Annotated in this window: 27 protein-coding genes; 17 read left to right on the top strand and 10 right to left on the bottom strand. The window is 43.8% G+C overall.

What is annotated here, in order from left to right; all coding sequences use genetic code 11:
- Nucleotides 1–41: 41 nt before the first annotated feature.
- On the bottom strand, nucleotides 42–239 hold the full coding sequence (gene nqrM, locus AB6E54_RS02395; RefSeq protein ID WP_017059103.1) for a (Na+)-NQR maturation NqrM: 198 nt from the start codon (nucleotides 237–239) through the stop codon (nucleotides 42–44).
- Complete coding sequence (locus tag AB6E54_RS02390) at nucleotides 236–682, bottom strand: NifB/NifX family molybdenum-iron cluster-binding protein (protein ID WP_017059102.1); 447 nt, start codon at nucleotides 680–682, stop codon at nucleotides 236–238. Before AB6E54_RS02390 ends, nqrM begins: the two co-directional genes overlap by 4 nt.
- Before the next feature lie 475 nt (nucleotides 683–1,157).
- On the opposite strand from AB6E54_RS02390, the gene AB6E54_RS02385 reads away from it, so the two are divergent.
- The 11 genes from AB6E54_RS02385 to AB6E54_RS02335 all read left to right on the top strand — a co-directional run bounded on the left by AB6E54_RS02385 (nucleotide 1,158) and on the right by AB6E54_RS02335 (nucleotide 13,447).
- Complete coding sequence (locus AB6E54_RS02385; protein WP_029235926.1) at nucleotides 1,158–1,880, top strand: DUF1007 family protein; 723 nt, start codon at nucleotides 1,158–1,160, stop codon at nucleotides 1,878–1,880.
- 94 nt (nucleotides 1,881–1,974) lie between these two features.
- Entirely contained in the window at nucleotides 1,975–3,072 is a 1,098-nt protein-coding gene (locus AB6E54_RS02380) for a nickel/cobalt transporter (RefSeq protein ID WP_017059100.1), read from the top strand.
- Between the two features lie 489 nt (nucleotides 3,073–3,561).
- Nucleotides 3,562–5,079 carry an esterase/lipase family protein gene (locus AB6E54_RS02375; protein WP_372106236.1) on the top strand — a complete coding sequence of 506 codons (1,518 nt, stop codon included), beginning with the start codon at nucleotides 3,562–3,564 and terminating at the stop codon, nucleotides 5,077–5,079.
- A gap of 12 nt (nucleotides 5,080–5,091) precedes the next feature.
- Nucleotides 5,092–7,086 carry a choice-of-anchor X domain-containing protein gene (locus AB6E54_RS02370; protein WP_102333227.1) on the top strand — a complete coding sequence of 665 codons (1,995 nt, stop codon included), beginning with the start codon at nucleotides 5,092–5,094 and terminating at the stop codon, nucleotides 7,084–7,086.
- Between the two features lie 455 nt (nucleotides 7,087–7,541).
- The gene (locus AB6E54_RS02365; RefSeq protein WP_017059097.1) at nucleotides 7,542–8,036 is read left to right on the top strand and encodes a YcxB family protein; all 495 of its coding nucleotides are present in this window, start codon (nucleotides 7,542–7,544) and stop codon (nucleotides 8,034–8,036) included.
- 79 nt (nucleotides 8,037–8,115) lie between these two features.
- Nucleotides 8,116–8,841 (top strand): metallophosphoesterase, encoded by a 726-nt coding sequence (locus AB6E54_RS02360; protein ID WP_029235480.1) that lies wholly within the window; start codon nucleotides 8,116–8,118, stop codon nucleotides 8,839–8,841.
- A gap of 63 nt (nucleotides 8,842–8,904) precedes the next feature.
- Nucleotides 8,905–9,084, top strand: a complete 180-nt coding sequence (locus tag AB6E54_RS02355; RefSeq protein ID WP_017059095.1) for a hypothetical protein — start codon at nucleotides 8,905–8,907, stop codon at nucleotides 9,082–9,084.
- Nucleotides 9,085–9,284: 200 nt separating this feature from the next.
- Nucleotides 9,285–10,193, top strand: coding sequence for a LysR family transcriptional regulator (locus AB6E54_RS02350; protein WP_102333226.1), 909 nt, complete (start codon nucleotides 9,285–9,287; stop codon nucleotides 10,191–10,193).
- A 128-nt stretch (nucleotides 10,194–10,321) separates the two neighbouring features.
- Nucleotides 10,322–11,491, top strand: a complete 1,170-nt coding sequence (locus AB6E54_RS02345) for an MFS transporter (RefSeq protein ID WP_102333225.1) — start codon at nucleotides 10,322–10,324, stop codon at nucleotides 11,489–11,491.
- 378 nt (nucleotides 11,492–11,869) lie between these two features.
- Nucleotides 11,870–12,118, top strand: a complete 249-nt coding sequence (locus AB6E54_RS02340) for a hypothetical protein (protein ID WP_102333224.1) — start codon at nucleotides 11,870–11,872, stop codon at nucleotides 12,116–12,118.
- A gap of 186 nt (nucleotides 12,119–12,304) precedes the next feature.
- The gene (locus AB6E54_RS02335) at nucleotides 12,305–13,447 is read left to right on the top strand and encodes a diguanylate cyclase (RefSeq protein WP_102333223.1); all 1,143 of its coding nucleotides are present in this window, start codon (nucleotides 12,305–12,307) and stop codon (nucleotides 13,445–13,447) included.
- A 157-nt stretch (nucleotides 13,448–13,604) separates the two neighbouring features.
- Here AB6E54_RS02335 and AB6E54_RS02330 read toward each other — a convergent pair whose 3' ends face one another.
- Both AB6E54_RS02330 and AB6E54_RS02325 read right to left on the bottom strand, forming a co-directional pair.
- On the bottom strand, nucleotides 13,605–14,351 hold the full coding sequence (locus tag AB6E54_RS02330) for a nuclear transport factor 2 family protein (RefSeq protein ID WP_017059089.1): 747 nt from the start codon (nucleotides 14,349–14,351) through the stop codon (nucleotides 13,605–13,607).
- 197 nt (nucleotides 14,352–14,548) lie between these two features.
- The gene (locus AB6E54_RS02325) at nucleotides 14,549–15,049 is read right to left on the bottom strand and encodes a nuclear transport factor 2 family protein (RefSeq protein ID WP_017059088.1); all 501 of its coding nucleotides are present in this window, start codon (nucleotides 15,047–15,049) and stop codon (nucleotides 14,549–14,551) included.
- Between the two features lie 164 nt (nucleotides 15,050–15,213).
- Between AB6E54_RS02325 and AB6E54_RS02320 the strand changes: the two genes are divergently transcribed.
- Nucleotides 15,214–16,098 carry a LysR family transcriptional regulator gene (locus AB6E54_RS02320; RefSeq protein ID WP_017059087.1) on the top strand — a complete coding sequence of 295 codons (885 nt, stop codon included), beginning with the start codon at nucleotides 15,214–15,216 and terminating at the stop codon, nucleotides 16,096–16,098.
- On the opposite strand, the gene AB6E54_RS02315 is transcribed toward AB6E54_RS02320, so the two are convergent.
- Both AB6E54_RS02315 and AB6E54_RS02310 read right to left on the bottom strand, forming a co-directional pair.
- Entirely contained in the window at nucleotides 16,095–17,117 is a 1,023-nt protein-coding gene (locus AB6E54_RS02315; protein WP_102333222.1) for a DUF2955 domain-containing protein, read from the bottom strand. The genes AB6E54_RS02320 and AB6E54_RS02315 overlap by 4 nt on opposite strands.
- Nucleotides 17,118–17,129: 12 nt before the next feature.
- Nucleotides 17,130–18,179 carry an HlyD family secretion protein gene (locus AB6E54_RS02310; protein ID WP_102333221.1) on the bottom strand — a complete coding sequence of 350 codons (1,050 nt, stop codon included), beginning with the start codon at nucleotides 18,177–18,179 and terminating at the stop codon, nucleotides 17,130–17,132.
- Nucleotides 18,180–18,585: 406 nt separating this feature from the next.
- Here AB6E54_RS02310 and AB6E54_RS02305 point away from each other — a divergent pair, with 406 nt between their 5' ends.
- Complete coding sequence (locus tag AB6E54_RS02305; RefSeq protein ID WP_017059085.1) at nucleotides 18,586–18,828, top strand: hypothetical protein; 243 nt, start codon at nucleotides 18,586–18,588, stop codon at nucleotides 18,826–18,828.
- A 116-nt stretch (nucleotides 18,829–18,944) separates the two neighbouring features.
- Here the strand turns inward: AB6E54_RS02305 and AB6E54_RS02300 are convergent, their stop codons facing one another.
- A complete protein-coding gene (locus AB6E54_RS02300; protein WP_372106235.1) occupies nucleotides 18,945–20,756 on the bottom strand; it encodes a PLP-dependent transferase in 1,812 nt (603 codons plus the stop codon).
- A 142-nt stretch (nucleotides 20,757–20,898) separates the two neighbouring features.
- Between AB6E54_RS02300 and AB6E54_RS02295 the strand changes: the two genes are divergently transcribed.
- The gene (locus AB6E54_RS02295; protein WP_017094327.1) at nucleotides 20,899–21,354 is read left to right on the top strand and encodes an Lrp/AsnC family transcriptional regulator; all 456 of its coding nucleotides are present in this window, start codon (nucleotides 20,899–20,901) and stop codon (nucleotides 21,352–21,354) included.
- 11 nt (nucleotides 21,355–21,365) lie between these two features.
- Here the strand turns inward: AB6E54_RS02295 and AB6E54_RS02290 are convergent, their stop codons facing one another.
- On the bottom strand, nucleotides 21,366–21,992 hold the full coding sequence (locus AB6E54_RS02290) for a type II secretion system protein (protein WP_372106234.1): 627 nt from the start codon (nucleotides 21,990–21,992) through the stop codon (nucleotides 21,366–21,368).
- A gap of 411 nt (nucleotides 21,993–22,403) precedes the next feature.
- On the opposite strand from AB6E54_RS02290, the gene AB6E54_RS02285 reads away from it, so the two are divergent.
- From AB6E54_RS02285 to AB6E54_RS02275, 3 genes are all read left to right on the top strand, one after another.
- Nucleotides 22,404–23,312: a dienelactone hydrolase family protein gene (locus AB6E54_RS02285; protein ID WP_017059076.1), complete on the top strand. Its 909-nt coding sequence runs from the start codon at nucleotides 22,404–22,406 to the stop codon at nucleotides 23,310–23,312.
- A 331-nt stretch (nucleotides 23,313–23,643) separates the two neighbouring features.
- Nucleotides 23,644–24,447 carry a MetQ/NlpA family ABC transporter substrate-binding protein gene (locus AB6E54_RS02280; RefSeq protein ID WP_017059075.1) on the top strand — a complete coding sequence of 268 codons (804 nt, stop codon included), beginning with the start codon at nucleotides 23,644–23,646 and terminating at the stop codon, nucleotides 24,445–24,447.
- 197 nt (nucleotides 24,448–24,644) lie between these two features.
- The gene (locus AB6E54_RS02275) at nucleotides 24,645–25,325 is read left to right on the top strand and encodes a haloacid dehalogenase type II (RefSeq protein WP_372106233.1); all 681 of its coding nucleotides are present in this window, start codon (nucleotides 24,645–24,647) and stop codon (nucleotides 25,323–25,325) included.
- A gap of 184 nt (nucleotides 25,326–25,509) precedes the next feature.
- Here the strand turns inward: AB6E54_RS02275 and AB6E54_RS02270 are convergent, their stop codons facing one another.
- Nucleotides 25,510–25,878, bottom strand: a complete 369-nt coding sequence (locus AB6E54_RS02270) for a hypothetical protein (protein WP_372100830.1) — start codon at nucleotides 25,876–25,878, stop codon at nucleotides 25,510–25,512.
- Nucleotides 25,879–25,893: 15 nt separating this feature from the next.
- The gene (locus tag AB6E54_RS02265) at nucleotides 25,894–26,766 is read right to left on the bottom strand and encodes a patatin-like phospholipase family protein (protein ID WP_372106302.1); all 873 of its coding nucleotides are present in this window, start codon (nucleotides 26,764–26,766) and stop codon (nucleotides 25,894–25,896) included.
- Between the last annotated feature and the right edge of the window lie 32 nt (nucleotides 26,767–26,798).

The raw sequence follows: 26,798 nt of genomic DNA, 5'->3' as shown, positions 1-26,798 counted from the left end.
TTTAACTCAGTGAGCGAGAACTCTGATGCTTACTTCGATACTTAGCTTGATGGCTCAGTAATCTGATACAGCTTTTTGCTTTGCCCTTCACACACATCCTTGCAATTGCATTCACGCTCAATATCTAACTGCGCCAATCCTCCACAGCTGCCTTTGATTGGCTTGCGCGAAAAAATCACGCCTATCGCCATCAATGTAACGACTCCGACAAACCCCAATAGCGTCAACAAAAAGGTCATTGTCGGAACCCTCGAATAGCACCTAGCTGATTAGGCTGTACCATTAGAATCGAAGCTTGTTTTTTGTGCCCGTTTTCGCCGCACGTTTTATTGCCACACCCACTATTTCTCGGCTCGCGACCATAATCGAGATCGGTCACTTCCCGTAGATTGTCGAAATCCAAAGCCCCGATTTCTGCCTTACCTGTCGATGCCAAGACTCGAATATCGTTATTGAACAAGTGCGCCAGCATCTTCTTACCAATATAACGAACCACCACAGATTTCACATCGTAAGAACGGAGAACCGAAATCCATTGCTTCTTTTTATTGCAAGAGGTGTCGGAGTCAATCAAAGGAACAATCTGTTTTATCTGTCGTTGTTCATCGACAATCGCGATCTGTGGGGAACGAGCAAAGTGGTTGCCAACATGAAGGTCGCGACAAGGTACTGCGTATAACATAGTAACTTCCTGTTATTGATGATCAGGAGTTCAGCATACGCCCCATTATTGGCATATGCCAATAACTATCATGTGAAAAATAAGATTTACTGGATCGATAACGAAGATCACAAGCACCCAAACTTACCGTCATCTTCAGCCTATCTCAGTTACCTTTCAAATAACCATATATACTAGGGGGTAGTATTTTTACTGGGGGTATTTTTTGCGTTGTTAATGCCTATTATCAAGAGCCAAGCTCAAACCCATTACAAAAAGGCCTCGCACAACCGAGAGCTTAATCGACTATTCAACGTCACACACTAGTCTGAATAATGTCGAATTAGGGACCAATCAAAGATGTTTATAGGAAAAATAGGTTGGATTGAAAATCAAGAATTGCAGTCGGCTTCAATGTAAACAAGCTTATAATTTGAAGTGAACAACGCATCGAGTTGTTATAATATAACATCACACTAAATTACCATCATTTCTCATGAAACAGCCATTTATTCTAATCGATGTCATCAATCGCCTCTCCACACGCTATGTAAGCCGTTTCTCGACATGCTTTCGCTCTCTCAAGGGCTTGACTGTTGGCCTAGCATTATTGTGTTTTGCGCCAAATCTATATGCCCACCCTCACTCTTGGATAGAGATGAAAACTCATATTGAGGGAGAGAATGGCATGATCACCGGTCTCTCTATGGAGTGGTCTTTTGATGCAATGACCTCGATGTACATGTTGGATGGAGAAGACGTCTCTGCCGATACAGAAACTGAAACATTCAAAAAGCTCGCTGCGTCTGTAATCGAAAACATGATGTACGAGCACTACTTCACGTACTTTTATGATGGTGAAGAGCCCATCAAATATCAGGTGGTTGAGAACGCAAAGTTTGAGCGTGATAAAGCCAAGATGGTTCTAACATTTGACCTACCACTTTCTAAACCTAAGCCTGTGACACGAAACTCGCTTCGCGTATTGATTTTTGACCCTAGTTACTTTGTCGACATGTCGTGGCTATCCAACAGCGACGTGACATTGTCACCTGAACTAGCAAGACAATGCCATTTAGAATTAATCGAGCCTAACCCGACGCCAGAGCAAATGAGTTATGCAATGTCTTTACCTGTCGATGCAGATCCAGATAACACGCTAGGCCAACTGTTTACACAATCGGTTGAGCTTCATTGTGCGGCGGTTCCCGCTTCTTAGTCGCAGTGGTTCGTTTCAGCCTTTAAGTCAGCGTCTAGCTGATTAAGCATGGCAACTAATTAACAGAAAGATTTCAGATATAGGTTCTTGTTAAATGAAGAAAAATCAATCCAAAATCAATCACTACCTCATTGGTGCTGGCGCGTTCGTGCTTATTGCTATTGGTGCGTATCAACTGTGGTCCATGTGGCCATCGTTAGTTATCTCTAGCATTCAATGGCAAAGAGAAGTCAATTCAGAACTTGCAGACCTGCTCTATGAAGCTAAATCCAACCCTTGGGGCGCAGGCAGTTACCTTATCGGGTTCAGCTTTATCTATGGCATGCTTCATTCTTTGGGGCCTGGGCACGGCAAAGTTATCGTGTCGACTTACTTAGCGACTCACCCAACCAAAGCCAAGGCGAGTTTAGTGCTTACGGTCGTCTCCGCTTTTTTACAAGCATTGGTCGCAATCTTACTAGTAAGCGTGTTGCTGTGGGGCTTTAGTGCTTCCATGCGAGTAGTGAATGACAAAGCGAATATGTTTGTTTCATTAAGCTTTGCCTTAGTCGCGGTCGTCGGCGCACTTATATGTTGGAAGGCTTTGAAAAACATCTACACCGCTATGCGTAAGCCTAAGCTGAAAGTGAAAGCCATCACTACACTCGCAACAGACACAGCTGCGACAATTTCAGCGCGTTCGCCAATGGCACTTCGTTCATCAATATCAGCCCCTTCTCCGATAATCGACGCTACTAGCACAATGCAAGCCGCAGCTAACACTCATGCAGATCATTCTCATGCCGACTGTGGGTGCGGCCACCAGCATGTAGCCGATGCAGACGCAATCAACAAAGCCTCAACGCTCCGAGAATATGCTGGAATTATAGTGACGATTGGCGTAAGACCGTGCACCGGAGCCATCATGGTACTGCTTTTCGCAAACATGGTTGGCCTATATTGGATGGGTGTTGTCAGTGCTTTTTCCATGGCGATTGGTACTGCTTTCACAACCTCGACGATTGCTATAATGACACTAACAGGCAAGAACTTGGTAAAACGCTATTTGGCAGCAGGTAACAAGAATAACAGTGCTTCACTAAAAGCCGCAGGTCATTATTTACAGCTATTCGGTGGTGTTTTACTTGTCTTAATTGGCTTGTTGCTAATGAGTGGACAAGACAGCGGTATGTCGCCTGTTTTCACTATGTAGCGAACGATGTAATAACAAACCTCAGTTTATTGCGACCTTTACCATTTTTACTAAAAGACACTAGCCCTTATCTCTCAAATCTGAATTAACAGCCACATAATTTCTACTAACCTAACTTTGCACAGCCAGTTAGGTTAGTAGTCAGCCATTCAGAACAGCGCGCTCTATGTAGTTCTGTAACAAACCTACATCCAACTTTGATTTTCCTATTCTTAGCTACTCTTTCATAAACTAACTTAGATTGTTCTAACAATATTAGAGCACTATCCCCCTCCTTTTGAAAATAAGGACATAACTTCCGCAATCCAGAAACTGCGATCGCACTCTTCCTATTTTGAAAAAAAATAGAGCAGCAGTTTTATCAATTGAGTAACAAGCCGAAATTATACCCAATAAATTTCACATCAAACTCCAAGCCTTTACCTTACAACTACAGATAGAGCTTTCTTCAACCAAATTCTTGGATAACCTATACTCAAAGGTAAACAAATGAAACTATACATTCCGAGCGCCACGCTCAGTGTTTTATTACTTTCTCCGAGTTTCGCGAGTGCCGAAGATATACCTGATTCACACGAATTGCGTAATTTCTCGATGCGTTCACAAAGCTCTGGGATAGCCCCACCGCAAGAAGTACTCGGCGTTTATGTTGTCAATTCTGGTCCTGGTCTGGATACCGGTTGTACCTATGCTTCTGGCGGACCTCTACTTATCTCTTTACCTGTTCCTATGGTTGTCAGCCCCAACGTTTTACAAAGTGACGGGAGAATTGCTCCGAGTAAACTGGGCGATATGCAGCAAAAAGGCGTTATCGGTTCTAACGCAAGGATCAGCATGCCGGTCTTCGACATAGACTCCAATGCCAACGTCAGTAATATTGCTCCAGAAATAGATATCGTATCTTTTAACGGAAAGTCTTTAGGTACGCTGCAAGGCGCTGATAACCGTTGGACGGATACTAACCTTCAAGTCGATATCAGTGATATCAAGTTCGGCCAAAACAATGAGATTCGCGTCGATATTGATACTGGCAATACGGGAGACAACTGGTGTATGTCTGTCGATTGGGTCTCAATCGAGTTTGATGTTGCCATTCCTGTGATTCTTGCTCATGGCATTGCTGCACAATCAGACACTTGGGATGATGATACGGCTCCAGGCGTGCTTTCTACACTTGATGACTATGGCATTCGTTATACTCGTTTCTCTGCTGACAAAAATGGAACCACAGCGACTAACGCTAATATCTTGAACAACAAAATTCAGGGTTTTCTCGATGAGTTGAAATCCGACAAAGTTCACGTCATTGCACACAGTAAAGGCGGGCTAGATACCCAAAACCTCAAAGCACTTAGCCCTTCCTTTGAGATAACCTCCCTTTCTACTTTCTCCACACCTCACCTTGGTAGCGTCGCAGCAGATTTGTCGGTGATAAAAATGGACCACTACGCCGATATCTACAGTAACGTCAGTACCGATCCAAATAATTACGCTGGCAAGTACATGCAACTCCCAAATATTCCGTTTGCGGGTCCTAAAATGCCTGGTATCCGTGATCTAACAACGGATACAGCATCAAACGCGATCCAAATGCGTACTCGCGGCAATATTGCAAATACATTTTCTATTGGGGCAAATGCCGATCTCAACCAAGACGGTGTTATTGAGAAAGATCCTGATATCGTTGGCCTATTCCCGTGGGGATCGCGTTGGGCAGGCGTTACCGCTTGGCAGGCGCTAAGAAGCTTTAGTTCTGCGGCCTACCTCGATACTCAAACTCAATCGGTCACAATGCCAAGTGTGCATGGACCACAAGCTCATCCAATCACCATAGTCAGTTACCAAGCCATTCAAACAGTACCGCAAGAAAATGATGTTGTTGTGACCTTGGCAAGCGCTAACCCAAGTTATACCAATGCATTGGGTAACGTATTGGCTAACCACTCAACAATGAAAACGGGACAAAACGTTGAACGTTTTCTACAACAAATTATTTCAATGCGCTAAGGAGTGGCCACAATGAAATTCATCAAGCAATTAGTGATGGTGTTCAGTCTTTTCTGTACCTTCATCACACCGGCTATCGCCAGTAATGCAATACCCGTTGGGATGAGTACAAGCACGACACTATCTCAACCAGTGACTAGTAACGATAACGAAGTCACAATGCTATTTACCATCGACAAAGCGGAAGCCCTAAAAGCAGAAATCATCGTGCCGTTGGATGATGCAACCGTATATTTAGTCAAGCCTAACGGGCAAGTCGCAACATCATCCAATGATGTGCAAGCGAACATACTTTCAGGTGACACACAAAGTCCGCCGCTACCGGGCAGCTATTTATTTTTGCCTGAAGTAACTAACCCTGAACCTGGCGAATGGAAGATCGTCGTTGATTTTCCAAACCCAAGTTACAACACAGTAATTATTGCTCAGGTTGCGATCCAATCCCCTATTGCGTTTGGCATGGCGATAGCTGCAAACCAATTTGTGGTCGGTGAACCAGTTCCCGTTTCTGCATTACTGACAAACAAAGGGAATCCAATCACAGGTGCCCAAACCAGCGCAGTGATCATTGATGAAGCTGGAATAAAAACACGCCTGACGCTTAAAGATGAGGGTGTCAATTTCGATGCTATTGCTAAAGATGGTGTCTACAGCAATATTTTCGTTCCACCCGCTGAAGGGGATTATCTAATTGAAGGCATAACGTCTTTTGAAGAATATGGAACAACTATCACTCGCCAGACAAGTAAAAAAATCCACGTACTACCCTCTGACATTGAATTTGTCAGCCTCTCACTCGCTCCACTGTTTTCCTCTGAAGGCTGTGTTATTGCCTTAGAGCAGCGCTTGGAACTTGATGTTAAATCCGCGGGGGATTTTGCCATTCATGGTTACCTCACCGATGGAATTGACGAGCTCAACACAAGCAAACGTCTGCAACTCAAACCTGCGAAGCAAATCGTCACTCTACAGTACTCAACTGAAGATATTTTTGGCGCGTTTGATTCAGCGTCTACTTTGACCTCCAACCCGACGATCATCTACGCAATCACTCAAGATGACATACGAATTTCAGCCCCTCGAATTCAGTTTGAAGAATTTATTGATTTAGCATCTTTTGAGCGTTGCCGCGAACCGATTGAAGTCACGGGGAGTTTAGTCACCACACCGACTATGTCGCAAGATGGAACCTACATTGATTCGCTGAGTTTTGAGTTTCCTATCCATGTTACGCGCAGTGGAACTTACACAGGTTCGGTAAATATCGTTGGTGCAGCCGGAGAGTATTTAGAGCTAGTGAGTTTCCAAGAACCGCTTGAGGCTGGCGAAAACACCATCAAGTTTACCGTTCCTGGTGACACGTTTAAGCAAGCCGATGGTCCTTATGAACTGAACGCACTGCTAATCTACAGTGGCGTTGACTCCTATCGACAAGGAGTTCTCGGTCAAACTCCACCATACCAAGCCTCTGATTTCAGTCCGCCAGTGAATGTGACCCTCCCCTCTAACCTATTCGGTTTGGAAAGAGAAAACTGGCAAGCAACCCCGGCAACACATGTCACGCAACATCGTGTCGGTGGTTACTTAAGAGCGGGGGCTTCAATCCCATACGACTACGAAACACTAGCGAGTTTTGACTTAAGTGAGGTTCGAGGGAAAATTAAACAGGCAACGCTTATTGTTGATTTCGGAGATTCAACTCTTCAATTTCCATTCAACAATGTAACTGCGCATATCGTTAATCAAACTTGGTCTCCAAACACACTGGATTACGACACGTTCTGTGAGTCTTTTACAATATGTGCAGCATGGAGTAATCCACTTACTACATTCAACAACGTAGAAGCAGGTCAAACGCTTAGGTTTACCAACTCTAAACTATTAGAAGCATTAAATGAGAAGAGAGTGTCTGGGTTGAACAAACTAGATATTGCTCTTACCTCTTATCCCTATGAAAGAAGTTTCTTCATTAACGTTAAGCAGGTGTCATTATTCATCGAGTACTGATCCTAAAACTGAAATAGAATAAGGCCATGCCCAAGGTATCGCTTTGGGCATGGCCTCTCAGAGTGAACGGTGATGAACTTTGCAAGCTTCATATATTTATTCTGTTAGAGCACCCTCAACAGCAGTGATAAAGCACACTAATCACTATAGACTCCATCAACCAACAAAATGAGATCAAAGTTTTATCCAAAAATGCCAGTAGTCCCAACAACCGGGTGACTCCACAGGTCTATCCATCCCATCACCAATTTTTTAGGTGACTTTAAAGATGCCCCTACACTAGTCTGATAGCTAAAGTTAGAATAGACCCGTTAAGTATCATCGATTTACAAAACAGAGCCAAAATATCTAAATAAAAACAGTGAGAAGCGATACAATAATCAAGTTGCAAAATTGCAGCGTGGGACACCTGCCCACTGACAGCCCATTCACAGAGAACCATAAAGTAGCCTCACATGTCTAAAGAACCCGGTTTCACTACAGAATACAAACTCGACAAGACGTTTTTCGCGGAGTGTTATGATCAAACTAGCCTTCCGACTCAATTTCCAAAAGCCTACTTAAAAGGAATACTGTTTCTTATTTTTGGTGTGGTTCTGCTGGAGTTTGAACTATTACCTAACGGCTATGTTGGCTGGTTCTTTATTGTTTTGAGTGTGATTGAAGCATTCAGTGTGTACTGCAAAAGAACCTGGTGGTTATGGCGACAAAAAATCAGCTCAGGCGCAGGCAGCAAAATTGTCTTTCAAGGTGACGCTAACGGAGTAAGTTACAAAAACCACAAAGCGACCAACACCATCGCGTGGAGTGACATCGACCAACTTGAGCAGACCGATCTTGGTTTTATCCTGCATATCGGTAAACAGCGCCAATATGTGAGTAAATCTTGTTTAAACGATGAAGCTATTGCCTTCATGATTGAACACCACGCCGCATCAAAAGCGAAATAACACCAAAAAATGCCTGCTGATTTAGCAGGCATTTTTCTATCACTTTTAATTCTACGTATCGAATTACCGGACAATAACAATGAATACCGTGTACCAAATCAGTGATTGCCACCTTTCCGATGAATCCAGCTATGAGAACCTGCGCAGAGCACTGGAATACGTCAACAAAGACACGGCATGCAAGACCATCTTTCTGACTGGTGATATTTGTTGTAACCCAAAGTCTGGCGACTACGTTCGATTAGAGGCATTCATTAGGCAACACATTAGCGACCAATCCATTTACGTGATTGCGGGTAATCATGATGACTCTCGCTTAATGCGCACAGAGCTAAAAGGCTCGACGATTTATGTCACCGACAAAGCCACCATCGGTGAACGAGAGTTTGTGTTCCTAGACTCAAGCTTCAAGCCGCTAGACAGCCGCCACCCACTTGGTTCAGGGCGTATTGATAACCGCGGCATGGCTCAGCTAAAACAACAATTGAGAAAGGCCAATGATCCTATCGTGGTTGTTCACCACCCTGTCATTCCAGTCGGTGCAGATTGGATGAAAGCGATCCGCCTAGAGAACGATACTGATGTGATGAAAGTGCTTCGAAAATATCGCGTTCGTGACGTGTTCTGCGGTCATGGCCATGATGAAATAACAGCGACACAGCAAGGCATAACTCAATATATGGCCCCGTCGACAGCCTATGGCTTTGACCACTCGATCAATGAATACAATCGCAGCGAGAAGATAGGATTAAGTCGAATCTCGTTCTGTACTGATTCCATCAACTACCAAGCTGTCTATTTTTGAACCCTATCTTACTGTCTTAAACCTCATAGATTAGCTTTCAAATAAACCAAACTATATAGAGCTATGCCAATAGAAGAGGCTTGCGGCGATTCAATTTATCAATCTGTGATTGAAGCCCACAACCCAACTTCCACAACGGGTCAACGTTCAGTAGAAGAAATTACCTGGTTAGCACTGATGACTGTAAAACAAATGCACGATTTAGTTCGGCGCAATCTCGAAAACGAAGAGCTCGAAAACTAAAAGTTTGAAAAAGAATTATCTAGAAAACAGAAAGCTTGAAAGCTGAATACGTAGGATTATCGCCCCACTCTCACAAGTGACCAGAGCCTTGCAAACGTTATTACCCTAAGGTTTGCTAGCAAGGTCTTTGTGATTGATAATAAAAGCAATATAGGCGCAAGTTAGCGCTTTTTTATCACCTAGGTTTATATTGAGGCTATATGGAAATCAAAGTACTAAAAAGCTTTGTGGCTGTCGCGACACATTGCAGTTTTTCAAAAGCTGCAAAAGAGTTAAATACCGTTCAACCTGCCATTAGCCGCCATATCACAAGCCTTGAACACGAACTTGGAGTGAGCCTATTTTTCCGTACATCTCGCGAAGTCGTCATTAGCGCCGCAGGGCAGCACTTACTTAAAGATGCGATTAGACTCATCGAACAAACGGAACAAGCAAAACAGTCCGCGATTCGAGCTTCTTCTGGTTGTATTGGTACTTTAACTATTGGTTATCTTGGAGGCGCAACTCTGAGCTTTTTGCCTCGTTTAGTTCGACAGTATATTGCTGAAAACCCCAATATTGATGTTGATCTTGTTGAGATGACGGCTTCTGAACAGATCGAAGCTCTGGACAAACGAGAGATCGATATTAGCTTCTCTCGCCCACTGCCGAACCTGCTTGTTGATGATTACACCTCGGTGACGATTTATACAGATAAGCTTGTTGCTGTTTTGCCCGTCACCCACGAGTTGGCTAAATACTCCACCATTCAAATGAAACAACTGCAGCAAGACCCTTTCATCTTATTTGAACGTGAACAAGCGGTAGGATTATTTGACTCCATCATTACTCAATGTGACCTATCTGGATTCTCTCCAAATATAAAAAAACAACCCAACAACATGCAAACCGTGTTAACCCAAGTCTCTTCTGGCTTAGGTGTATCTATCGCACCGCATGCAATTCGTGATTTACGCAGTGAGGGATGTGTATTTGTTAATCTTGAATCTGTGGACGTACAAATGCCATTAGTGATGACACACCATTCGCATACTCTATCCCCTACAGCCAGTGTCTTTGTTGCTGTCGTACAGAGTGAAATTGAGGCGATTCAACAAAACATGGCTTAGAAAGTTATCTATACCAGATTCGTATAGAATTTAAATAAAATGGTTATTTTTGTTATTCAATCGCTAACCTTAGACTTAGCTCATCGAAATCATTCATTAAAACGATGAACCAAAGTTAAGGTGTCACCATGTCAAAATTGACTACAGAAGTGTTGAGCACAGGACGTTTATTACTGATGTCGAGCGCAGTCTCGGCAACTGCTGCAAACCTTTATTATAACCAACCCATCTTACCTAAGATCGGCGCAGAGCTAGGGTTAACAAGCGAACAGCTAGGCGCAGTGCCAGCTGCCGGTCAGATTGGTTATGCCGTGGCATTGCTATTCTTATCGCCCTTAGGAGACACGTTACCCCGCAGACGCCTAATAGCGATCTTGTCTGTCATGTTGGTGTTGTCATCTTTTGTCGCGTTTACTGCATCTAGCTTAGTGGCTCTGGTTGTTGCGTGTTTTGCGATTGGTTTGAGTGCCAACATCACTCAGCAGCTGATTCCATTTGCAGCGTCACTAAGTACTCCAGAAACGAAAGGAAAAGTCATTGGCACATTAATGACAGGCCTAACTGTGGGCATCTTGCTTTCGCGTACACTCAGTGGGTTCATCGGTGAGCAGTTTGGGTGGCGCGCGGTATTTATGATGTCAGCAATTATTGCGATGGTCTTTGGTGTGTTGCTGTATGCCTTTTTACCGACGAACACGCCGACAACGAAAATACCTTACCTTAAACTGGTTGCGAGCATGGCCACGTTAATCAAGCAGCATGCGACACTGCGTACTTCCGCTTTAACTGGCGCGCTTTGGTTTGCTTCGTTCAATGCGCTGTGGGCGACGTTAGCTCTGCATGTCAGTGAATCTCCGTTTAACTACAATGCACAACAGGCAGGAATGTTTGGTGTTATTGCTCTTGCTGGAGTCATTGGAGCAAAAGTTTCAGGGTCACTGGTGAGCAAGTTTGGCTCTCGAAACATGATCAGTATGGCGTTAGTTATTATTACTGCTGGTTTTATTATATCGGGGCTTTTCGCTGACACATTGGCTGGATTGATCGTCGGTATCATTCTCATCGACCTTGGGGTATTTAGCGCTCAAGTATCGAACCAAGTACGCGTATTCTCAATTGACCCACAAGCTCAAAGTCGTATCAACGGAATCTATATGCTTGGCTACTATCTCGGTGGTGCGTTTGGTTCATTTGTGGGAATTCAGGTATTTGAACGTGCGGGTTGGATTGGTGTTGTGGGCTTTAGTATTGCAGTCGTGATATTGAGTTTTATCGTTAACCGTTCAAATAAGCAATAAGTCACCTCGTCTTAATTCTTGAACTTACCAATATGCACAACGGATATTCACTCTGTAATTGATAGCAAATTACCACCCAGTGATTTGCTATCGTTCTAGATCTAATAAGGCAGTAGTAACTCTACTCTCTCAAGTTTTGAATATCATGATTCTCAAACAAGCTTTCCCGCCTAGAGCGCTGTTATGCCTTTGCGAGATGATCTTGGTCTATTCTTATCATTTAGACGACTGAGTTCCGAGGCTTTGAGTATGAATAAACTGTTTTTAATCTTATTGGTTTTTCTTTTGTCCGGATGCGGAACAAGTGATAGTGCTTTGATTGAGAGTGGTCACAACACCTCTTAGATACAAGGTTTTCATGACGGTAGGCATAGCGGCATGCAAGAAAGCGGCAATAGCTTCGAAAACTACATAAAAGATGGAAAGCGTTTTGAATCAGACAGTGACTACAAGCAAGGCTGGATCGCGGGTGAGTCTGAGGGGAAAAAGCTACAAGCAGAAGCAACAGCGATCGGTAAAGGTGCCGCTGCTAGTTATCCTCAAAAATCGACAACGACGGATTTAGATGAAGTAGCAAAAGACACCTTAAAAGGCGTCGATACATCGGGCTTAGAGAATTTAAAATAAAGGTATAACAAAGCTAAGGTTAGGCTCCTGAATAACTCGCACCTTGCCCTACGCTTACAAATGCACCTGAGCAAAAATTGATCTGCATCAGCATATAGTTTAATAATGATTAACTACTAAACATTCATAATACAAATTGCGCAATACTGAATTGAGAGAGTTCATTTTTACGTTGTTGGTGATTTCATGGATGTACACACCTTAGCTATATATACCTCTTTGTTAGCAGCTACGGTTGCGAGTGCTATGTTGTTAACGCATAAATATATACTCGCAGGCACCACGTTAGGGGTAAATTATATTGCTTATGCTGCTTTGCTGTTAGGAGCCAGTGTTACCCCGCTTTCGTTCGGCGTTACTCAATCTTCAGAATCCATTGTTTTTCTTTCCAATGGTGCATACGCAACGGCTTTTGGTTTGTTACTCGTCGGTATAACCGTGTTACGCGGAGCAAGTCGATCTTTTCTCGTAATATCAATCATCATTAGCTCCCTTGGCATTAGCTTCTTCCTTTATAGCGCCCTAATTGCGCCTTCTGTAACTTCTAGGATCGAGGCTCGAAGTATTCTCGTTGTGACGATATGTATCTTAGCCCTCTGTGCAAACTATTCAGGGGAAAAGCACGATAACAGAGAAGCAAAGTGTCTGTTGAATCTGACCCTGTTTATCAACATTCTCTATATGGCAATTAGGGGCGTACTTGCTCATACCAAAGGAACGAATTCGAACTATTACCTGATATCAGATATTCATAAATTGTCTTTCGTTATCATGACAATCACAATTGTTAGCCTCGCATTTTCAGTGTTTTGGATCTTAACTGATCGTTTGTTGAAGCAGACCTATCGTTCATCGATCACTGATGAACAAACCGGCCTTTATAACCGTAGAGGCCTAGCAGAACTGATACCCAAGCTTGTTCAACCAGGCCGAGAGAGTGACATTTCTGTACTGATTGCCGACCTAGATCACTTCAAAAAAATTAATGATACCTATGGTCATGACAAGGGAGATGATGTGATTAAGCACTTTGGTCAAATTCTTGAAGATACATGCCGCACAAGCGATTTCTGTTTTCGCTATGGTGGAGAAGAGTTTGTTGTCATGTTACCTAGAGCGAATAAAGTTCAAGCAATGCAGATAGCTGAAAGAATAAGAAACCACGCAAAACACAACTCCAATCAAGAGCTCTCTTCTGGCACGTATACTGTCAGCATTGGAGTGACTCAAGCCCTCATAAACGATGACTGGAATTCATTAATTAAAAGAGCGGATAACGCCCTCTACGACGCAAAATCTCAAGGGCGCGATTGCATTGTTGAGCGTTAAGGCGAGTTGTAAAACAGTGTAAATATTCTTCCATCACAAAACATGTTGGCTAAGATTCAAGAAGTTAAACACACACAACAAGTAAGGTTAGCAAGGATACGCATTTTTCGGTTTGTTTTAGCGATAGCATTATTGGCGTAACTCCCTTAAAGCGACTCTAGAACTTCCCGCCATTTACCCATTCTGCTTTTGGTGGCACGGGCTCTTGGTTTACCCATATCTCTTTAATTTGACCTCCCTCAACTCGGAATAGATCAAAACGCGCAACCTCGAGACCATTATCAATAACTCGGCTGTAAGCTGCTACGAAGTTACCTTGACCGACAATCTTGAACACTTGGTCATAGCCACCAATATAGCTATCTAAAGGGCTCACATCTGAGGCTTGATAAACGGCTAGCTCTTCGTGCTGGAGATACTTTGATAGCTTGTCTTTCTGCCCTAGTACCATAACATCACATAAAAAATCACGGATAAGGTTCTTATTCTCCTCTGTTTTATCTAAGTCAGTATGATTGATTGGCCCTTGCAGTCGACCTTCCCCTTCCGTCGGTTGAGCTTCGAAGGCAGAAATCACATCCCAATGTTCAATAATTTTATCGTCATTATCGGTATCGAATAGATCCGTAGTCACCCACTTATATTCGCCATTATTAATATCTTGGAATGCTTGAACAAACACGAATTGGCCATCGACGATTGAACGTATGATCTTTATGTCTCTAACAGGGCAGCGTTTTAAGAACGGTTCGAAGAACTCAACAAAACCATCAATACCGTTGCGAACCCCAGTGCTATGTTGAGTATAACGTTGACCGGTGTACTTCGTTACCGCCTCTAATGCATGACCATCTCGGATACCTTCCATATACAGATTAGTCGCATTCGCTAGCTTATTGCTCATAGATAGTTTCTCCAAACTTAATAGTGCCAAAGTACGTTATTTGGCTCGTACACTGAAACTCAGAACTAGATTGTCTCAGGTGTCCTTTTAACTGTCGGATTGTTGAATAGGCTCTTCGCGTCGCTATTCAAAACCAAGTTAAGCTCGATATACGTCTACAGCATATCGAGCCTTTACAACCTAATTGGTCACTGTGGTTACTGTTTGGCGTGATAAGCTTTAGATACTGCGTAGCTATCCTCAAACCAGTTCCAACTCTTCACTTTGCCATCTTCAACCTGAACTCGAACCGCCCAGCTGAATTTACCCGTGTCTACACCAGATTCATTCGCAATGGCACTCATGCTGCCCATGAATACTGCTTGGTCGCCGTTTACAAAACTATAGTCTGTTGACCAGCTTGTGACTTTCAAACCTGCGCCAAATAGAGGAAAGAAAGTGTTGAGCACTTTTTCTTTTGACTCCCAGTTACCGATCCAAGGGATGTCGGCGTCACCTTCGTTGTGCCAGACAAAATCATCGGCCATTAATGACTCGAGTTTTGCCATATCACCTGAGCCTGCCGCCCATAAGAATGCTTGAGCCGTTTCTAGTGTCTTTGCTGAATCGACTGCTTTTGTTTCATCTGCAAGGGCTGGAGTGAATTGAAAGAAAGCCAGAAGACTCGCTAGACCGATAAGTAGATTTTTCTTTAACATTTTCTTTCTCCTGATTGTCAATTTTGAAGCTCAATGCGTGGGAGATTAAAAGTGCCATCAGTGCATGCTTTGAACTTCAGTTCTGTTTGTTGCCTTGTTGAGATAACTATAGCTGTGCTAAATTTTTGGTAAACTCACTAATTGAACACGTTGGATATGCGCAAATGCACAACATAAGATGGGATGACCTGCAATATGTTCTAACAGTGGCGAATGAAGGATCCCTGTCGGCCGCGGCAAGAGCACTTGGTGTAAACCACAGCACCGTTTTACGTCGTATTGACACCTTTGAGTATCGTCACAAATTACGAATTTTCCATAAACTTCCTACCGGATACAAACTAACGGTTGAAGGGCAAAAGCTTCTGGAGTCAGCTCTCGCTATCGAATCCACAGTAAGAGAATTGGAGCACAAGGTTTTTGGACAGGAATTGAAGCTAGAAGGTACGCTAAGAATAACGACGACCGATGCGTTATCTCGCCTCATTCTGGGTACTCATTTGGCTGCTTTTCATCGGCTTTATCCAAAAATTCAGTTAGAACTCAGCCTCACATCTCGTCAATTGGATATTTCACACCTAGATGCAGATATCGCGATTCGCCCGGCAAATGAGTTGCCAGCCCATTTAGTTGGGACCAAGTTAAGTAAAATTGCCTTTGGTGTTTACGGATCGCCAGAATATATAAATGGCCTTAAGAGTAAGCACCCCTTAAAGTCTGCATCTTGGTTAATGATGCATAGAGGCAGTGCTTCGCTACAGGTTTCTGAACTGATTTCGGAAGACAAAATTGTCATGAAAGCCGACTCTTTTGAGCCCCTGATCATCGCGGCTGAAAATCAGATGGGGTTAGCCTACTTACCCTGCTTTTTAGGTAACAGTAAGGGAACTCTGCAAAGAGTAGATATGGAAGTGATGCACCAAAATACAGACCTATGGATGATGACTCATAAAGATTTAGAAGATTCAGCCAAAGTAAAAGCATTTTTTAATTTTATGAAAGGCGCAATCAAATCAGACCATAATCGGTTGGCCGGATTTGATTATTAGCGAGCGAGTGCCGGCTCTTCACCATTAGGCTTACGAACAAAATGACACAAAGCCCACAGCACAAACAAAGTCACAGTCAGCTCCCAAGCGCGTAGGAAGGTACTTTCCAACCCTAAATTGCTACTGGTCATGTACAACTGAATCGGCAGCATAGTCGCCAATAACGCATCGGCATGAATGTCTCTGGCTGAACCTTTCGCTTTGGCCATTGATGCGGTGATCATAAAGGCAAATAAACCCAACACTATGGTGTAGTAACCGAATGTAGATTGATGCCCTGCCATCAACAAGGTGAACACCACGGCGAATGCACAGCCGCCCACTTGAGTTTGAAAACGGCGGTCAACCACGTCGATAAAGCTTTTGTGTGTGGTTTGGGTTGCAGCAGCAATCACTGGCACCATGCAGAACGTTGCAGAGATGATGTCGACAATCATCAAGAATGCCAAACCAAGACCAATCAACGCGAGTGAAATTGCTCTGTTCTCAAATGTGACAGGCTGTTCTTTAAATACAGGAGGCTTGCTTCCTTGCTCAACAGGGAACAGAGCCACCATGGTTTTTGCTACTACCATGGTAATCAACATGGATAACAAAATTTCATGAATACGCATCGGCATATCCATGGTGGTGTGCTGAGCAAACACGACAATCAAAATCCAGTTGAAAGTTGGCATCAACATTTGACCTTTCTTTGCCGGTGTAGTAGCTCGACGACGCATAAAATCGAAGAAGAACAGGCTAATGGTCCACACCACAAACGGATGCTGTGAAAATACCTCAGTCACCACCAGCGCTGTACTTGCAGCCAATAAAGTGGGTGACAAAGTACGGATCAGGCCAAGCCAAGAGTAATCTTTATTCTTGGTCATGATGATGGTTGGATACAACGCCAGATAAACGGGAGAGTCTAGGTTTAGTAGCTTTCCCAACACCATACAAATCGTCACAGTAAGTGCGACACGCAGCGCTTCATTACGTTGAGAATGACCCTGTGCGGTGTTTTCAAATGTCCACATCGTCATCTCCTACTAGTAGATGTAGCGAAATGTTGAAACCAAGTGAATCCAAGCAGAGCCAATAACGTGCATTATTGGGTTACCGCTTTCAACAATCACACTCGCTCGTGAACCTGAGATCATCGAAGGACCCAGTTCGTTAACGGTAATGCGGGTACGTACTTTCTGTTGCTCACGGATCCAACGCGTATCATTAGTCACGCTAGACAGCTTGCCATTGGCATTATTGGTGTCGTAAATCGCACGCTCTTGGCTACTCACTTCACCCGTAAAGACTTTGCCCGGTAACGCATCAAAAGAGACCAAAACTTCGCGGCCATTAGTAAGCTTATCAATGCCTTTCTCATTGAAGTCTGCACTGATCCACGCATGAGCTTCGTCCACCAGCAGCAATGATGAAGTGCCTTGAGTGATATAACTGCCCGATTGCAATTGTAAGTTGGTCACGACACCTTCCGTTTGCGCGACGACTTGAGTGTGGCCTAAATCCAGTTCCGCACTGGCAAGTTTTGCTTCTGCTAATTCAATGGCCGCTGTGCGGTCTTGGGTCGATAACTCAACCTCAATGCGTTTCACTTCCGCGTTCGCAGCTTCAACCGCACTACTCGCAACTTGTGTATTGGTGATTGCATCATCAAGATCTTGTTCAGTCGCAAGCCCTTTGTTACGCAGTTTTTGGTTACGTGCGAGTTTCTGTTTCGCGTTGTGATATTCGAATTCTCGTTGGCTTTGTGTTTGTTTCGCTGCTGCTAATTGCTGCCATTTCGCTGAGTCAGAATCACGCGCTTGATGCAGTTCGGCTTGCGCTTGTGCCACTTTCAATTGGTAGCTACTGGCATCGATAGCAAATAATGGTTGACCTTTTTCAACCAACTCGCCATTACTAACCATGACGTCGGTAATTACGCCGGACACTTCTGGCGCAATGGTCGCGACGTTACGATACAAAGTCGCTTGAGTGGTAAAAGGGGAAACATTATCTGAGGTGACTAAAAAAGCGGAGAACAATGCTGCCGCTGAAAAAACAGTGTAAATCGCGTATCTATAAAAGTTTTCGTTCATGCTTGTACCTAGTTTTCATTCGTTATAAAGCGCCGCGCTCACGGCTTATTCGATTCTCTTTTCTACGAAAACTAGGTTATAACCATTCACAAATGGAAAACAGAGCCAATAAAAGAAGTGAGGATTCCACATTTGGAAAGGTTGATGATTTGTACCGATTTCGCTCAATGGTTGAACGAAAAGGTCAGATAAGGGTGTATTGAAACGTTCGCATTCAGTTCCTCCCCTTTCCTTCCCAGCGTTCAATAAGAGATTGAAGAAGTAAGACCACCCGACTTCATTCCATTGGATTGCTTAATTTTCGCTAGCTTCTTATGGTTAAAATGCCTATTGTACAAACCATAAAATTATAAAGACTCGCGGCCTTTGCCACAGAGACTCTCCATTTAAAGCGAAAAGACTTACTATGAATTTTGATATCAATGCACTGAAACACCACCAACTGGTCGAAGATGGTCAATTAGAAGGGTATTACATTCATCAGCCTGTGCAAGGCAGTCAACCAGATGACAAAGCCGTTTTAGAAGAGCGCCAAGCGCTGGAAAGCCAAGGATATAAGGTGGTTCAGGTTAAAGCGAAAGGCGGAACAACTACGTTTGCCGAGGCTATGCAAGAACTTGCGAAGAAGACAGGCCACCAGCCTAAATAGTAAGTGACTTGGTAAACCAATATGATCATCGAGAAAGCACCCTACCGACTATTGAGTCAGCTGGGTGCTTTTTTATTGACGGCCTTTAACTGACTAATCTTGTTAACTGACCTAAGTTACTGACTCAGCTGACTGAACTTCGGCAAGCTTTTCACAAACTTCTGGTGTACATCCATATAAGTTTGCATATAGATTTCATCGATATTGTCACCACTCGGGAAGCTGGATGAGAAATCTACGTGGTTGCGGTCAATCGACAATTTAGCCGCCTCGACAATATGAGCAATGAACATTCGAGGATCTTCCAAGCCGATAGAGATACGCATTGTGGTCGGTTTGATGCCTGTTTCATTAAGCGCTTCATCACTGAGTTCTGAATGCGTAGTCAGGGCTGGGCACAGCGCCACGGTGTTGGTTTGCCCTAAGCTCACTTGCATGCCGATTGCTGGCTCAAGCATGTCGAAGAACTGTTTGAATCCATCTCGATTGATTGGCGCACGATCGCCGTTACCTTCCATATCGATTGTGAAAAGCGCCGCTGGCAAACCCAAGTACATGTTGTTCTGGCAGTGTTCATAGTTGTCACTGTCTGGCAAAGCAGGACACGATACATTGATGTCAGGGTGAGCATCAAAGATCTTCGCGAGAGTCAGTGTATTAATCGTTTTTTGCACCACTCGCATCTCATACGTTTTCATACCATTGAGCACTTCAAACGCTTTGTCTGCGTCTAGGAATGCGCCCTTAATGTAGTACACATTCCAAAACAGCGTTTCGTTCCATGGAATGGTGACCTCATCGCCGTTGGACTTGGTGAAAGTGACCTCCTCTCCTTTTGGAATAAACATGGTCTCGTTGCGGCCAATCACAACTCCAGCGGTTGTGGTGCCAGAACCCGCCAGTTCTTTGGTGTAGGAGTGAATCACATAATCGGGTCTTTCAGCCACATCGTCGCGTTTTAGTACTGGATGCAGCAATGGAGTCCCCACTGTCGAGTCAACAATTACGTCCCAACCACGAGAGTGACCAGCTTTACTAATGCTAGCAACATCCAACACGTATCCATGCGGGTTACACGGTGACTCTAGGTAAACGTAGATTTTCTTACCCGCAGCGATGCGATCTGCGTATTTATGAGCAACCTCATCAAGGCGCGTCGCAAACTCATCACCGGAGTAACCATCCACCCACTCCACCGCGACATTTAGGTTAGACGGTTTCCCAAACCAATCTTCCAACAACTGGTAAGAACCGCCATAGATATTACGTGAAGCCAAGACTATGTCTTCATGTCCAAGTAAATGGCTCAACAATCCATCAATGGCCGCCATACCCGAATTAAAGTTCCATGCGAGGTATTCGTTGGCTCTAGAGCCTGCCTCAATATCAACCATATGGTTAGCCAGTGAAATCGAGGTTGGGTTAAGCAGTCGAGAATAAATATCGTGCAGCGGTTCTTTACCGTTGAACGCATCTTCAATCCATTCTGTACAGGCAAATAAATAGGTCGCAGTGCGCGTAATAACCGGGCTTGCCGAGAAGATAGCCGCCACATTATCGAAGATAGGATACGCGCCTTTAGACGCAAAGTTGCCATTATTGGTGGCAATGGATTGGTAAGTGGCACGCATCGGGTTTTGCAGGTTATCGAGGATCTTAGCGATCTGGAATGACAGGAAACGTTTGGCGTTAAACCAGGCGATTCGGTCACTCTTGTCGAGTTCTGAAAGTCCATCAACGGTCAATGCCCAAAGGTCGTGAGTCTTGGTATTGGCTTTGTACAGCGTCGTCGCCAGTTCGATAAGCGTGACGCCGTAATCACTGTTTGGATCGATACCGAAGTGCTTTGCTTGCTCAATGGCAAGGGCTTCTGCTTGTTCGTGTTTTGTGGTTTTACGCAGCGGGCTAAGTTGAGTTGAAGTATTCATAATTGCTAAGTCATTCCATGCTTGTTGTTCCTCCTTTAATTTTAGTTTTGGGCAGATGTTAAAAATTGCTATTTGCAAAGTAAGACATACACTTTGAGCAATAATATTGCCAAGCTAAACCCAATATTGATGGAATATGCCAATGGACGAGATCGACAAGAAAATACTGGCTGAACTGCAAAGCAACGCTCGGCTCACCAATCAAGAGTTGGCCGATCGCGTGGCACTGTCGCCATCTCCTTGTTTGCGTCGAGTTCGGTCATTAGAGAAACAAGGGATTATACGTGGCTATCACGCCAGCGTTGACCAAGAAGCGTGTGGCCTGCCCGTTAATGTGTTTGTGTTGGTGAAGCTTGAAAAGCCAACTGAAGAGAATATGCGAGACTTTGAACAACACATTGAAGTGATTGATGAGGTGTTAGAGTGCTTTCTGATGACAGGCAATCACGACTACCTTTTGCATGTGGTCAGTGAATCGCTCAAAAGCTACGAGCAATTTATCCGCAAGCAACTAACCCGCCTACCCAATATAGCTTCTATTGAATCCAGCTTCGCCTTCGGTCAGGTAAAAACTAAGACCAAGTTGCCAGTGAGGTAATTAGAAACGACTTAATTTGTCTGTGCTGAAGGCATTGGATAGTCATCTCCAATCATACAGATAAGAGCGCCACCAAAAGCTTTTTCGTAACGTATTTTTCCTGTCGCATCTGAGCTTTCTATACTCGAACTGCCGTCCACAATCTTATTAATTTCTTGTGCGACTTTTGTTGGTACCAACCAGATACAAGCTGCAACAGAGCAAGTGGATGATGACGATTCGCAACCTGTCTCGGAGCTTCCTCGTGCCCATTGGCTGCCCTTTTCCTTAAGCAGTAATTGCGTTGCTATGTAATCTGGGTGATCGATGTACTGATCACCACCTATCCATGTATCGCCATAAGGTAGATATGGTCCTCGCCATGTTGATAAGCCCGGATTTTCAATTAAGTGATTGATGTTTAAGTAGCCGAAGTTCGTGTCGGTATCGGAAGTAATAGGAGGCAGAGAGCCATTGTCATGAGAATATTGCTCCGCTGCATCCAAGACAGTATTCAGTTGCCCGATCAAAAATGTTGCCTCATCGACACGGGAAATACGATTACCGATCTGGTTGTAGATAAAAAATGCGGCAATGAGCATGAGTAAACTAAACGATGCAAGTTTCCATTTTTCTATCTGACGCAAAAGTCTTAACATCTATTTTTTATCTCTCATCAAAACGGTTCTAATAACGCTATGGCTTCCCTTATAAGGAAAGATTATACCAGAGTAAAATCAAGCGTTTTGCATTGAAACTTACTTGTCCATGTCTGCGGAAAATAAGCCTAGCTCTAATGTGCCCAACTTCGATTTAGAGCCTCCCTAAAAACAAACAATCATCACACCCGACTTCACTGACTTAACCCTCAAATCAACCTTGTATTGAATTGCTCCGTAAAACAAACCAAAGCGATGGAAATCGATTCGAAGTGATCGTTTTATCGGACTGTCATCTAATTTTTGTACTTTGATATAACAAATAGCTCAAAAGTTATTGAGTGATCGTTCAATTATATCAAATTTTCCACTATAGTTGATTGGTCAAACAACTCACAACAAGGAAAAGTTATGAATCCAAATACCGAATCTCAATCAACGCCGACTCGATCTATCCCTCAAGAAGCATTTGATTGGTACGACGAATATGCACACGGCCTGATTGATCGCAGAGAGTTTATGGCTCGTCTATCTGGGCTAGCTGTACTTGGCTTAACCATGACGACGCTAACTTCTGCACTGATTCCTAATTATGCGCAGGCAGAGCAAGTCTCTTTCAATGACCCTTCCATCAAAGCAACCTACGAGAAGTTTCCTTCACCTAAAGGACACGGCGAAGGCTATGGTTACTTGGTTGTACCCAAAGAGTTAGAGGGCAATGCGCCTGTTGTATTGGTCATTCATGAAAATAGAGGCCTCAATCCATACATAAAGGATGTGGCAAGACGACTCGCAGCGGCGGGGTTTATTGCGTTTGCACCTGATGCACTCTATTCGCTTGGCGGGTATCCAGGTAATGATGATGAAGGTCGAACGATGCAGAAGTCGCTATCAAAAGAGAAAATCGAAGAAGACTTTATCGCAGCGGCAAACTTCTTGAAGTCCCATGAAAAAAGTAACGGTAAGCTAGGCGCAGTCGGTTTCTGCTTCGGTGGCTATATCGTGAATATGTTGGCCGCTGTCATGCCAGAGCAACTCGATGCAGGCGTTCCATTTTATGGTACTCCTGCCGCACCAGATTTAAGAAAAAATGTAAAAGGCCCCTTGCTCATCCAATTTGCGGGAATCGATAAACGCGTGAATGCGACTTGGCCAGATTATGAAGCCGAACTCAAAGAGAACGAAGCAGACTACACAGCTTACATCTATGACGGCGTGAACCATGGCTTCCATAACGATTCAACTGGCCGCTATGCTGAAGAAGAAGCAGAGTTAGCTTGGAAACGTACACTTGAGTTCTTTAACCAAAAGCTTTCTTAATAGTTAGCTTTACTGAACCCGTTTTCTTTAGATTCCGAGTGACTGCCCTATTCCCTACAAAACCCAAAAGGCCTCGCACTCGCGAGGCCTTTGTTGGTCGGTAATCAGTTCCTCCCTTTTCCCATTACCAACAATAGGTTTGAGATGTAAACCAAGGGGGTTAGAAGGGGATTGTCGGTCGAGTCTCACGTACAGAAGCCTCGTTGATTCACTGACTTAACCGCTCATCAATGTAACTTCGCTTCAAACAAACCTATTGACCCGATCGCGCAAATAGATAATATAGATAGCTAGACGTCTACATGTCTTTTATTTATTAAATGGAGTTATCATGAACAGCTACAAAAAAATCACAGCATCCCTGTTGGCATTAGCTTTCGTATTCGGTGTAACAGGATGTGGAAAAAAAGACGAGGCTGTCATCAAGATTGGGGCGACAGTTGGCCCACATGCACAAGTTGTACAAGCTGTTGCCAAAGAAGCAGCAAAGCAAGGGATAAACATTGAACTCGTCGAGTTCTCAGACTATATCACCCCTAACGCAGCATTAGATGATGGAAGTATCCAACTGAACAGTTACCAGCATCAGCCATTCCTCGATAACTTTAATGCCAATCACGATAGCCAGTTAGTTTCTATCGGACGTTCAATTTTGATGCGTATGGGCGTTTACTCGAACAAGTACACTTCGCTTGATTCTATTCCCGAAAACGCTCGAATCGCGATTCCAAACGATCCAACGAATGGCGGGCGTGGACTATTACTGCTTGAAGATGCAGGGCTGATCTCATTAAAAGACAACGCTGGTTTCAACGCGTCTTTAAACGATATTGTTAGCAACCCGAAGAACATTCGATTTGTTGAAGTGGATGCCGCGCAGCTCCCCCGCTCTCTTGACGATGTAGATGCTGCTGCAATCACCATGAACTATGTAATGTCGGCTGGACTCGACCCTAAGAAACAAGGCATTTACTTAGAGAAAAAAGACGCACCTTTAGCAGTGATGGTTGTTGCGGCGCGAGAAGAAGACAAAAATAATGAAACGTATAAAAAGATTATCTCAATTTACCACTCACAAGAGATCAATGACTTTTTAGACAGCACTTTCAAAGGCACCATCGAAGCCGCAAATTAAGCTAAATCGTTTCAGATTTGGCGTTGCATGATACTCATAAAGCAACGCCAGATTTGAGTTGGCGGGTTGTCGTTGACGCATTCCAGCTTCTTTTCAAATTAGAGAGCAAAGCTTTAGTTACTTGAATGGAGGTTGAAAACCATATCGTCAGAGCAGATTATGTAAGCATAAAATTCAATTAAATCTGGGGGCTTTGCATGAAAAAAGAAGTGATACTTTTTGATATAAACGAAACGGTTTTAAATTTGGAGTCATTACAGCCTAAATTTAAAGCGGTGTTTGGAAAGGAGGATGCATTATCACTTTGGTTTTCAAAGCTTTTACACTCTTCAACGGTTTGCATCGCAACAAACGTAAAATCTACTTTTTCTGAATTAGCGAATGCAGCGCTCAACGCTATTGCACAACGGTACAAGTGTGATTTAACGCCGGAAAGCAAAGGTGCCTTGTTAACTTCTTTTGCCAATCTACCACCGCACACAGATATCAAAGCGTCTTTGCTCAAATTGCGCGCGAACGGGTTTAAAACCGTCGCTTTTTCCAACTCATCCCTCGATCTCATCACTTCTCAAATCAAGAACTCAGGCTTAGAAGATTATTTCGACACCGTCATTTCCGTTGAAGAAACAGGCAGTTTCAAACCCAATTCAGATGTGTATAACTTTGCAGCCGAAACTTTAAAAGAGCCTGTCGAAAACCTTCGTCTTGTCGCTACTCATGATTGGGACACTCATGGTGCGCTATCCGCTGGCTTACAAGCAGCCTATATAGACCGAACAGGAGTTGAGTATCATTCCTTGTATTTGAAACCGGAGATTAGCTCAAGGACGATGAATGGTGTGGTGGAACAAATAATTAAGCACAATTTAGACAAGTAAAATCTCAAGAGACTTTTCTACTCCTGATTCGATACAACCACCCTGTAGTGGTCAACAAATTCCGGACACTGACTTAACCGCTTTGATCAACCTTGTGTTGAACTGCTCTGGTTATAGAGACGCTGTCGGTTACCTAAAAACTGCAGTTACCTAGCAACAAATATAAGCTAGCAACAAATATAAGCTAGAAACTACTGTAAGAATGAGGAACGCGTTTGTCTTCATCCCAGCCTGATAGCTCAATATTGATCAATGATTTGCGCTTCTCATTACACAGTGAAGCGATATTGATGATAGGCAGTTGGCTACGAAACTGCGCTGTAAGGATGACCTTTTTACTTTCGTTAAGGCTGCTTCTGCATTGCGACAAAATCGCTTCAGTATCTAGTTGGTGTGCGTTCTCGATAATTTGGATATCAGCATTCTCTTGATAGCAATCTATCAACCAAGATACAGCAGGCTCTTCTATGCTGGTGAGCACGATGACATCTTTTGTTGTGACCAATTCTTTGAGTTCAGATAGTTTGAGTTCAGTTTCCATAGTTACCCTCATTCAGCAGCAAATACATTAAAGTCGATTGCCCAGTTTAGCCTGTGCCAAATGGTAACCTCTGTCTATCATCTCTTGTGAGCGATCGAACTCTAAGGTGCCACAAGCATTACGTGGGATCTCAAGCGTAATATCGGCGGGATAAGCGGCCAGCTTCTGGCGAGCAATGGTCGATTGCATCGCATCAAACGCTTGGTTGGCAATGTCGTAAGCAGCAAAATTGAAGCTCATTTTACTTTTTACACTGTTACCGAGATTATCGATAAAGTGAACAACCTTCTCATGCAGGTTACTCTCTTTTGTTGGTAGGGAAACCGGTATCACTTCCTGTTGAAGCATTTCGGGTTCACCACCTAAGTTCACAGCCAGAGTAAAGTCTGTATTATCACCAAAGGTAGGCGCAATCGGTACGGGATTAAGAACGCCGCCATCAATCAGCACTTCTCCATTGATAACGTGAGGGGTCAAGAACAGTGGCAAAGAGATAGAGGCGCGAATGGCATCAAACAGAGAACCTGATTGCAGCCAAACCTCTTTTTCATCGGCGACGTTAGCGGCAACTGCGGTATAAGGGATGGGCAGATCTTCAATTGAAATCTCGCCGATCAGTCCACGCAGAGTGTCGATGATCTTGTCCCCTTTGAACATACCACTCGACTGCCATGAAAAGTCCAACAACATCGCCATATCACCTTGATCGATACTGGTGACCCACTCTTCAAATTCATCCAACTTGCCCGCAGCGTAGACACCACCGATAAGTGCGCCAATTGAACAGCCAGAAATGGATTTTATCTGATAGCCATGCTCAATTAACCAGCGGATGACTCCAACGTGAACCAAGCCTCTTGCGCCACCACTGCCAAGTACCAATGAGATCGTTTTTGCCATCATATTAATCCTTTAGTTTTAAATTCTAGGTG

It is taken from the genome of Vibrio sp. 10N.247.311.49 (genome assembly GCF_041467655.1).
Lineage (GTDB): Bacteria > Pseudomonadota > Gammaproteobacteria > Enterobacterales > Vibrionaceae > Vibrio > Vibrio crassostreae_C.
Note: the sequence above shows the minus strand (reverse complement) of the source record. Positions and strands in the feature narration are given on the sequence as shown.